5 protein-coding genes are annotated in these 10,942 nt (G+C 69.6%); all 5 read right to left on the bottom strand.

Going from position 1 to position 10,942, the window contains the following annotated elements:
• Window positions 1–85: 85 nt before the first annotated feature.
• The gene (locus AC3WS6_RS04635) at window positions 86–6,112 is read right to left on the bottom strand and encodes an Ig-like domain-containing protein (RefSeq protein WP_492499896.1); all 6,027 of its coding nucleotides are present in this window, start codon (window positions 6,110–6,112) and stop codon (window positions 86–88) included.
• Window positions 6,112–7,245, bottom strand: a complete 1,134-nt coding sequence (locus AC3WS6_RS04630) for a serine/threonine-protein kinase (RefSeq protein WP_492499895.1) — start codon at window positions 7,243–7,245, stop codon at window positions 6,112–6,114. The genes AC3WS6_RS04635 and AC3WS6_RS04630 overlap by 1 nt, the downstream gene beginning before the upstream one ends.
• A 128-nt stretch (window positions 7,246–7,373) precedes the next feature.
• Complete coding sequence (locus AC3WS6_RS04625) at window positions 7,374–7,955, bottom strand: DNA-3-methyladenine glycosylase I (protein ID WP_492499894.1); 582 nt, start codon at window positions 7,953–7,955, stop codon at window positions 7,374–7,376.
• Between the two features lie 286 nt (window positions 7,956–8,241).
• Window positions 8,242–9,696: an HNH endonuclease signature motif containing protein gene (locus AC3WS6_RS04620; protein WP_492499893.1), complete on the bottom strand. Its 1,455-nt coding sequence runs from the start codon at window positions 9,694–9,696 to the stop codon at window positions 8,242–8,244.
• Window positions 9,697–9,851: 155 nt separating this feature from the next.
• The gene (locus tag AC3WS6_RS04615) at window positions 9,852–10,898 is read right to left on the bottom strand and encodes an NAD(P)-dependent alcohol dehydrogenase (protein WP_492499892.1); all 1,047 of its coding nucleotides are present in this window, start codon (window positions 10,896–10,898) and stop codon (window positions 9,852–9,854) included.
• Window positions 10,899–10,942 lie beyond the last annotated feature (44 nt).

Below are 10,942 nucleotides of genomic sequence, written 5' to 3'. Positions count from 1 at the left end.
GGGAGCAGGCATAGGGCAACCGTATTCTTCTCGGGCCTCTGCGCTGTGCAGGGCATGGGGTCGTGGGGAGTCGTCATCGTCATGGTCATCCGGCCGGGTCCACAGGAACGCCCGGAACCTCAGGCTGCTCGGGCTCGGGCTCGGGCTGAACCGGCGGCTTGGTGGGAACCGGCGGCTTGGGGGGCGGCGGCTGGGTGCACAGCGGCGCACGGTGGCTGATCGGCTTGAGCGCGGCGAAAGCGCCGGTCCAGGTGATCCTGGCGTCGACCACCGAGACGCCGTCGACGATCTTGGGCTCGAAGATCGCGGAGTACGAGCCGCGGGCAGCCGCCGTCACCGTGAACACGTCGTTCACGTTCACCGGGACACAGCGCTGGAACTGCACCGCGACGGTGGTGGGCGCGGTGCGCGGCACGATCTCGATCGGGTCGGAGCAGAACTGCGTGAACACCGCATGACACGATCGCGCGCTGACCGGCAGCGGCGAGGCGTCGGAGGTCAGCTCGAAGTTCGGGTACCACGAGCCATATCTGTTGTACTGCGTGACGAAGCCGTCTCTCGCCGCGACGTTCGGTGCCGACTCGAGCACGTACGCGTAGCGATTGTCCTGGAACGCGGGCTGCGTCGCCACCGTGTAGCTCGCGTTGCCCTTCGGACCGTCGACGAACACGAACGTGAACACCTCTGTCGTGGCCGATTCGGCGACGCCGTAGCCGTTCGAGGCGCACGCCTTGATCTTGTACACCGAGTACTCGGCCAGGTTGGTGAGGGTCGCGGATGTGGATTTCGCCTCGGCTCCCGAGACCACCAGGCGACCATTGCCGTCGACAGTGCAGCTCGCGGTGCCCGAGCGCCAGGCGAGGTAGACCAGATCGAGGGGCTGTGCGCTGCCGTTCGCCTGCGCCTTCACCCCGGTGACGTTCACCGAGGTGTTCGACGCTGCGGCCGCCTGGGTGCCCGCGGGGTCGAAGTACACGGTGCCCGCGACGGTCACCGAGGTGCGGAACGCGCCGCCCTCGTTGCCGCCCTCGCCGGTGGGAGGCTGGAACTGACTGATCGGCACGAGGGTCAGCGTCTGCGCACCGGGGGCGAGCGTGATGTCGGCCGTGGTCGTGGCACCGGTGCGCTCGATGACCTGCCCCGTCTCCTCGATGCGGAACGCACGGGCATCGTCGGATGCGGCGACCGACAGCGCGGCCACACCGCGCGACCGGTCGGTCACACCGGCGCGGTACACCGGCGCGGCCGAGGCGTTCGACACCACCGGTGCCGCGTAGGCCCACGTGGTGTGAGCCGAGGTCGCGGCCGAGGTGCCGACCCCGTTCACGGCCGATGCGGTGAACGCATGCGGCTCTCCGTTGACGAGGCCGCTGACGGTGCAGCGGTAGACGCCGCCACCCGCCGGGCTGCACGAGGTATTCGCCGGAGCACCGTCCTGCAGGATCGTGATCGCGCTGACCGCGGGGTGCGCACGCCCTGCCTCGCCGAGCGGCACCTCGAGCTCGACCGTGGAGCGGGTGAACCCGACGGTCGAGACGCTCGCGGGCGCTTGCGGGAAGCCCTGCAGATCGAGGGTCAGCGTGCCGGTGCCCGTGCGTCCCTGAGCGTCCGAGACGACGAACGGGATGACGCACTGGCCGCCGGGCGCCTGACCGCCGCCGGGCCAGGTGGCGACGAGCGAGGTGCTGCCCGAGGTCGAGATCGATGCGACGTCGCACCGCGCGCCGTCCCCCAGGGACACCAGGCGGAGCCCCGAGCCGGCCTTGCCCGCGAACGGATCGTACTCACCCGCGACGTCGACCACCTCGATGGAGCAGTTGGGGTTGGTGACGACGCACTGCCGCGTGAACGTCGCACCGCGAGGAGCATCCGGCGGCGCCGCCCCGACCACGAGCCGGACGGATGCCGACGGCTCTCCGTACTGCGGCACCGTGATGCTCACGTTCTCGGTGTTGCCCGGCCGAGCATCCGCCCGCGCCTCGATCGTGAGCGACGCCCCGTTCTGGGTGACGATGAATGCCGAGCCGTTGTAGACGACGCGATAGTCGAGAGCGCCGACATCGCCCTCGCGACCGCCCTCCCAGCTCGCCATGTTGGAGTACAGATCGACGCTCTCGGTCGCGCCGGGCGCGATCGTATGCGAGATCGACGAGAGCAGCAGCTGGGGCTCTGCCGGGCGGATGCTGATGGGCACGTCGATGTACGACCAGCGCTCCTGCCCCTGCAGCCTTACCGGCACCAGGCACGTGTCAGCCCAGGGGGCCTCCCGGCCCGCCTTGTAGATCGCTCCGCCGGAGCCGTCCGGGGCACACGTGGCCGAGGCACGCTGCGCGGCGAACTCACCGGTACCGACCTCGATGCTGTCGGAGGGCGGCAGGTCGACATAGTCGGCGAGCCCGAACGAGACCGAGGCGTCCTCGTCGACCGTCAACGGCGTGGTGCCCGGCTTGATCTGCACCTGCATGTCGTCGAAGGCCGGGATGCGCAGGAATCCGTGGCCGACCACGTCGCGCCCGCCCTGCGCCGTGCCGGTGAGCTGGAACGGCACGAGCGCACCCTCTGCGGGTGCCTGACCGATGATGCGGTCGCCCTGCACCGAGAATCCGGGTTGGTCGCCCCAGAGGCTCAGCGTCAGCGAACCCACGTCGCCGGAGGGCCAGCTGACCCGATCCGTGACGACGTCGATGCCGCGCTCGGCGATCTCATCCCTGTCCCTCGCCGTGAGGACCGTGTCGGCGATGGTCGGCTGGTCCGTGACCGCGCCGTCGGTGACCGTGACGACGATCAGCCCCTGCGACGTGCTCGAGGACCTCGCCGACTTGACCGTGTAGAAGTAGGAGTTCGTGCCCGCCGTGTCGCCGGCTCGCAGCACGATCCGGCCGTCCTCCAACGAGGTGTCCGGGTCGATCAGCGAGGTGAGCCGCTCGTACAGAGGGTTGCCCTGCACCGGGGGCGCATTGGGCACGAGCTCGGTGATCTCGAGGTCGCTCTGCGCGGGGTCGAGGTCGTTCGAGCGTGGGTCCAGCACGACAGGGGTCTCGGAGCCCGCCTCGACGCGCACATAGTCGCTGAAGGTCACCGGCGCGGTGTCGTCGATGTCGGCATCGAGGACTCCGACCCGGACGATGCCGGTGCCGGTCTCTCCCTGGGGATCGCGGACCGTGTACCGGAACGACGCCTGCCCGCCGGAGACGCCCGTGGCGGGAGCACGGTAGACGATCGACTCGCCGTTGGCCGAGATCGTCGCCGTGCCTGACCCGCGCTCGGGCTGGTCGACACCGGCCAGCACGACGCGGTCGCCGTCACTGTCCATGCCGGTGGCCGGCACGGGGATCGACACGGTCTGACCGCTCAGCACCCGACCGGTGAGGGTGGTGGGGGTCGGCGCACGGTTCGTGCCGGCCGGAAGCACCGTCACCGTCACAGAGCCGTTGTCGTACAGCGAGGGGTTGCGCTCCAGCGACACCGAGTAGGTGAGGCGGTAGGTTCCCGGGGTGCTCGGCGCGAGGTAGCGCAGTGCGTTGCCGTCGGCGAAGACGAGCTCGCCGGCCTCACCGGAGCCCGTGACCTCGGGGAGCACGACGAGCGGCTCGCCACGAGGAGCGACGTCGTTGGCCGCGACGCTGATGCGCGTGAGCGATCCGGCGCGCACCGTGATGGCGTCGGGGAAGACGATCGGCCGCGTGACTGTCGACGGTGGAGCGAGGAAGACCGTGACGGTGCCCTGCACAGCCGCGCCCGCCCCGTCGGCGACCGTCACTGTCGCGGTGCCGATGACCCCGGGGTCGCCGCTCTCGGTCGTGCCGTTGACGCGGATGCTCTCGTTGCCGACGACGCGGACATTGAGCTGCGGCGTCGAGCTCACGGCATCCGAGAGCATGAGCACCCTGCCGCTGGTGTTCTGCACGGAGTCGAGCACGTCGACCGTCGTGTCCTCACCCTCGCGCACGAAAGCGGTGAGCGGGGCCATCGCGAGTGCCGAGGAGCCGTCGACCGCGGTGATGCGGATGACGGCGGACTGCTCGGCCTGGGTCGACACGTCCTGCGCCGTGTAGGTGACGACGTACTGACCGGGCTCGGCGACCGTCAGATCGACCGTGCCCCCGGCCGTGTTGGGGGTGACTTCGAGTCCCTGTGCCGTCGCGGCGGTCTGCACGGCGTCGACGAGACGGTACGAACCGGACCCGCCCGAGAGATGGTCCGAGATGCGGATCGACTGCCGCTCGCCCACCCGCGCGGTCAGCGCCACCGGAGCGGCGAGCAGTGCGGGGCTGCCGGTGACCTGCACTTCGAGCGTCTTCTCCGCGCGGGCGCCGTGCACGTCTTCGACGACCACGGTCACCGGGATCACGGCATCCGCCGCGTTGGGGTCGGTGTGCCGGATCGCGACGCGGCCGTCGGACATCGGGACGACCATGACGGGAGACGACGGGTCGGTCTCGTACGCGTCGCTGAGGACGAAGGGATCGCCCTCGGGATCGACCCAGCCCGACAGCGCCGACACGATCGTGCTGCCGCCGGGGAGGAGCTGAGGGGTCGGCCATTCCTGTTGACACGCTTCCACACCGCACCACACCGGCGCGGAGTTCGACGCGTCATCGATCACAGTGAGCGACACGGTCGCGGGCGCTGAGGTCGCCGCGCCGTCGGTCACCGCATACGTGAAGCTCGTCTGCCCTGCATCCGCTCGCACGTTCACGACCAGGGACTGCCCGTTCGCGACGAGAGACAGGTCGCCGAATCCGCCGTCGGCGAGCCCCGAGATCGATGCGGGGTCGATCGACAGGACGTCTTTCTTGTTCGGGTCGTGATCGTTGAACAGCACAGGGAGGATCACCTGCTGACCCGCGCGCACACCGAACGCATCGTTCACCGCCACGGGAGGCATCTGCTCGGCGACGTCCTCGACGATGACGGTGCCCTCTTCCTGCTCCGTCTCGTCTTCGACGGCCCACTGCTCGAGGGGGATCAGCACCCCATCAGGGGCGGTCCAGATCAGACCGGTGCCGAGCTCGCTCAGCACCGCACGATCGCCGTTCGCCTGGAAGACCGGTTCGATCGTCGCGGAGTCGAGCGCTTCGTCGGGAACGGTCAGCGTCACGCTCTCGCCGTTCGACCACAGCGTGCCGGATGCCGTGTCGAGCCACGCGGCGTAGGTGTCCCCGCCTACCACGACCGGAGTCGCCGGAACTCCGGATGCCTCGACGATGCGGTCGGACTCACCGGATGCGAGTTCGACGGACACGAGGCCGTCGGAGTCGGCGACCACGACGTCGTCGCCACGCGCCGTGCCCGCCTGAAGTGTGGCGTCCTCGGCGACGTCGAGTTCGACGGGCTCGTCTCGGCCCGAGAGCCAGAGATCGCCCGAGCCGCCCTGCAGCATCGCCCAGCGCTCACCCACGACGGTGAGTGCGAGATCGTCACCGGCCTCGGGGGCGTTCGCGACGGCGGTGCCCTCGTCGAGGAAGCGGTACTCGTCGATGTCGAAACGCCGGACGGCCCCCTCCTCAGCCGAATAGAGCACGAGCAGGCCGTCGGGCGACAGTCCCACGGCATCGGCCGTGTAGGTCGGAGGGTCCTCGCCCTCTTCGACCTCGACGCCGGAGAACGGGTCGACCAGGGCGGTCGCCGCTCCGGCCTCGAGAGTCGTCACCGACACCTGTCCCGTGTCGGTGCGGTAGGCGACGTAGGGGCCGGCCGAGATGATCTGGCGGGTCCCCGCCGGCGTCGGCTCCGAGGCGATCGGAGCGCCTTCTGCGGAAGGATCGGAGAGCAGGTCGGTGGGGGTCGCCGGATCGACATCCCACCGCTGCCGGTTCCCCTGGGCGTACAGCACCGCGCGCGAGCCGCTCTGCCATACGGCCTCGGGGTCGTCGACGTTGCGGACCGTGTCGATCTCGGCCAGCTCGGTGTTCACACGGGCGTACTGTCCGCTGTCGCGCATGACCCACACGGCGGATTCGAGCCGTGGCACCTCCTGCGACTCGTAACCCTGCGCTGTGATCGCGAGCGTCGTGACGACCGCGAGTGCGGCGATTCCCGAGATCGCGGCGATCACTCGGCGGCGAGGCCGCGGGCTCGCGACGTTCTTGGCGCGGTCGCCGATCGCCATCACAGGACCCCCGTCAGGAACAGCGCTGCGACGCCCACTCCGCCGAGGGCCGCGGCTCCGATGACGGCTCCGATCACGCCGGCGACCAACGGCGAGCGAGTCTTCGTCCGCGGCGTCGACGGGAGGTCATCGCGGTCACGTGGCGCGGCGAGAGGGCGAGCTGCGCGAGCGGCACGGCGGGAATCGGACGCGACGGTCGTGATGACGGGGCCGCGGGCCGCGGAGTCGGAGAAGCTCACCGGCGCGGCAGCCGCCCACTCCGCCGAGGCCGCTTCGAAGGCGGTGGGGTGGATGCCGAGCTCGTATTGCGCCCAGCGCAGTCGCTCTGCGAACTCCGCCATGGTCGCGAACCGCTTGGCCGGGTCGCGCTGCATGGCCGTCGCGAGGATGTCGTCGATGATCGGCGGGACCCCCGCGATCGGCACCGCTGTGTACCGCGCCTTGATGATGCGGTCGGTCAGCTGGTCGCGCGAGTTGGACCCTCGGTCGGCGCGCTCGAAGGGGCTCCGACCGGCGAGGAGGGTGTAGAGCGTGGCGCCGAGGCTCCAGATCTCGCTGGGGACGGAACCGGTCACGCGCTCCTGCAGGACTTCCGGCGAGCTCCAGGGCACGGACATGGCGATCGTCTCGCCGTCGCCCTCGTCGATGACGGCGGCGGCGATGCCGAAGTCGGCGAGCACGGGCGCCCCGAGGGAGTTGATCAGCACGTTCGAGGGCTTGATGTCACGGTGCAGCAGCCCCGCGCGGTGCACGGTCTCGAGCGCGCCCGCGATGCGCACGCCGGTGTCGAGCACGTCGGCCAGCGGCAGCGGAGCCTTCTTGTAGCGCGCGCTCATGGTGTCGGGGCAGTACTCCATGGCGAAGTACGGACGTCCGTCGGCGGAGATCGAGGCCTGATAGATCGTGACGATCGAGGGGTGTGCGCTCAGTCGTGCGGAGATGTCGGCCTCGACGTTGAACGTCCGCAGCACCTCGGGGTTGACCGCGTCGGCCAGCAGCACCTTGACGGCGGCGACGCGACGCGGCATGTCCTGCTCGTAGAGGAAGACATCGGCGAAACCGCCGGAACCGAGAGGGCGCACGTAGCTGTAGCCCGCCAAGGTCGGCGGGGTCGATGCCATGCGCGTGGCCACTCATGCTCCTCACGGTCGGTGCAGGGAGACCGCGCCGTGCTGAGCCTGACGCCACGCGCAAGGCGTTCCCCCCGGTCACCGAGTATATCCGCGGTCGAGCGCGCCGCACGGCAGAGCTCAGGGGCGGTCTATCGTTCGTCGCGCTCGCTGCGCCAGCACCCGACGACGTGATCGTCGACCATGCCGGTCGACTGCATGAGCGCATAGATGGTCGTCGGCCCCACGAAACGCAAGCCGCGCCGCCTCAGCTCTTTGCTCATCGCAGTCGATTCGACAGTCACGGCCGGCACGTCGAGCAGCGTCGCGGGTCGACTGCGCGGCTCGGGCGCGAAGGACCACATCAATGCGTCGAGGTCGCCCTCGGCCATCTCCCGGACGATGCGCGCGTTGCCGATCGTCGCCTCGATCTTGGCTCGATTGCGGATGATGCCGGCGTCTGTCATGAGCCGCTCCACGTCGTTCTCGTCGAACTCCGCGACAGCCGCGACATCGAACCCTGCGAAGACCTCGCGAAAGCGGGGACGCTTGCGAAGGATCGTGATCCACGACAGCCCCGCCTGGAACCCCTCGAGCGCCATCTTCTCGAACAGCGCCCTGTCGCCTCGCAGAGGAGTGCCCCACTCTTCGTCGTGGTAACGGCGGTACTCCGCATCGTCGCCCACCCACGCGCAGCGCGCGCGGTGGTCAGGGCCGGTGGCGAGAGACGTCATGCTCTCACCGTATCTGCAGACTCGGACAGCGGGATCCGGGCGCGAATGCCGTCGGCGTCGCGCGACCCCGGTCTTGCACGGGAGCCCGAACCGGAGTCGAGACCGGAACCGGAACCGGAGTCGAGACCGGACTCGGAACCGGAACCGGAGCCGGAGCCGGAGCGGAACCCGGCGCGCGAGTGAGAGCGGGATGCCGATGCATGCGACGGCAGGCTGAGTGCGGGTGTTCGCCATTGTTGTTCGGGGTCCCACCAGGCGGGGCCTCTGACTTGGGGGGTGCCGGTGGTCATGCGGATGTCCCATCGGATCCGTCGAGGGATCGGTGGTGGTAGTAGCAGAGCGGGACGCCGTTGTCGGTGTGCGTGGGCCCGCCGTGTGCGTGTTCGGTGACGTGGTGGATCTCGCACCAGGTCGCGGGGGTGTGACATCCGGGGATCAGGCACTCGTGGTCGCGGGCGATGATCGCACGTCCCTGGTGGGCGGTGAACACCCGGTGTGTGGTGCTGATGCCGATGATGCGTCCCTCGTCCATGATCACGCGTTGGATGGTTCCGGTGCAGCCGGTCTGTGCGGCGACACGGGCGGGGGCGTGTGCGAAGGGGTGTCCGTGTGCGCCGGGGAGGGTGGCCCACCCGGTGCCGTCGGCGAGGTCTTTCGCGTCGATGGTGACGACGAGGGTCGGGGCGGCCCCGCCGATGGTGGGCATCGAGGCGTGGCGGGCGGCGATGCTGATCGCCGCGGCGAACGCGTCGTGGCGTTTCTGATCCGCGGTGCGGGGATCGATCACCGCCCGCGGGTCGCAGTTCGCCGGATCCTCGGTGTCAGGCAGGCCCTCGGCGACCGGATCGAACCCCGCGCCGCAACCCGAGCCACCATCGACATCGGTGTCGGTGTCGGTGTCGGTATCGGCATCGACATCGGCATCGGCATCGGTGTCGGCGCCTGTGAACCGCACCCCCGCCCCACTCGCACCCTTGGGGTTGTTGATCGCGTCGAAGATCGTCTCGAGCTGCGCAGCGACCTCAGGGGACAACCATCCGCGGATCGACCGCAGACCGTGCTTCAACCGCCCGATCGTCACACCGCGGCGGTGCTGCGCGTTGTCATCATCCGGTTCCGCACCATCCGGATCCCACAACGCGACAAGCGCCTGGGCAAGGATCTGCAGATCCGCCGGCGTCGGCTTCGCACCCCGCGGCGCATCCGGCCCCGCGTCTGCATCCCGCACCCCGCGCGCCTGGTCGGCGAGGAACTCATCCGCCGCCAGGCGCTCCGCGGCCGTGATCCGATCCGCGCACTTCTGCAACGGGCCCACCGCCGCCAGGAACCCCTCCACCGTCAGCGCGCCCTCCAACAGCGCCTCCCGCAACGCCGGCCACCGCGCCGGAAGCCTCTCCCCCGACACCAGGCTCACATCCCGGTGCACCAGCCCCACGACTCTGCCGATCCGCGTCGCCGCCGGCACGTCGATCAACAGCGTCCGCTGCAACAACTCGCTCTCCGACCGGCACCCCGCCACGTGCGCCAGATCCACCGCAGACGAAGGAACAGTCGCGAGCGCCTCGACCACCACCGCCTCCACCCGACGGAACACCGCCCCCGCGATCACGAGCACGTCGACGCGCTCCGCATCCGACAACCCCGCCAGCCCGCCCGCATCCGCACCGGCACCGGCACCGGCCAGCACCTCATCCAGGCACGACACCGCCTGATCGAGAAGGGAGAGCGTGCGGGTGGGCATGACCCCATCCAACCCTCACCCACCGACATTCGACCCTCGAAACCAGCCCGCCAAAGGCCAGTTCAGAAGCATATTCCGGAACACCGCACCACCGTTCCGGCATCCCGAGAAACACCTCCAGTCAGCGACATCCCCGCCCGGAGGAACCGCTCGGCTCAGTCCGCGAAAGTCGACCCGTCGATCACGAAGCGGTAGCGCACGTCTGACTTCAGCACGCGCTCGTACGCCTCATTGATCTGAGCCGCGGTGATGACCTCGATCTCGGCTGCGATGCCGTGCTCTGCACAGAAGTCGAGCATCTCCTGCGTCTCGCGGATTCCGCCGATGTTGGATCCGGCCAGCGAGCGACGACCGCCGATCAGCGATGACACGGTGACGGGGAGCGGCTCGGCGGGGGCGCCGACGCACACCATCGATCCGCCCACGTCGAGCAGCCCGAGGTAGGCGCGCAGATCGACCGGTGCACTGACGGTGTTCAGGATGACGTCGAAGGAGTTCCGCAGCGACCGGAAGGTGCCCGCATCGGACGTGGCGAAGTAGTGGTCGGCGCCGAGACGCAGGCCGTCGTCCTTCTTGTTCAGCGTCTGCGACAGCACGGTCACCTCGGCACCGAGCGCGTGCGCGATCTGCACACCCATGTGTCCGAGCCCGCCGAGTCCGACGACGGCGACTCGCGACCCGGGACCGACGTTCCAGTGCCGCAGCGGCGAGTAGGTGGTGATGCCCGCGCACAGCAGAGGCGCGGCGACATCGAGTGCGAGCGCGTCCGGGATGCGCACGACGAACGCCTCGGTCACCACGACCTGCTCGGAGTACCCGCCCTGCGTGATGCTGCCGTCGCGGTCGGGGCTGCCGTAGGTGAAGATCGCGCCGTTCGAGCAGAACTGCTCGTCACCGCGCTGGCAGTTGCGGCACTCGCCGCAGGAGTTCACGAGGCATCCGACTCCGACGCGGTCGCCGACCGCGTGCCGAGTGACATCCGAACCGACGGCCGCGACGATTCCGGCGATCTCGTGGCCGGGAGCGAGCGGGTAGCTCTGCGGCCCCCAGTCCCCGCGAACCGTGTGGATGTCGGAATGACAGATGCCCGCGAAGGCGATGTCGATCAGGATGTCGTTCGGGCCGAGCTCGCGACGCTCGATGACGGTCTTCTCGAGCGGGGCGGCTTCGCTGGGTGCGGCATAGGCGTGGACGCGGGTCATCGCAGACTCCTCGGGGTCGATACGGGTGGGGCAGGTCGACACTA

The organism is Microbacterium sp. EB106-03-03-XG65 (assembly GCF_058791955.1).
This window is presented reverse-complemented; position numbering and strand designations above follow the sequence as displayed.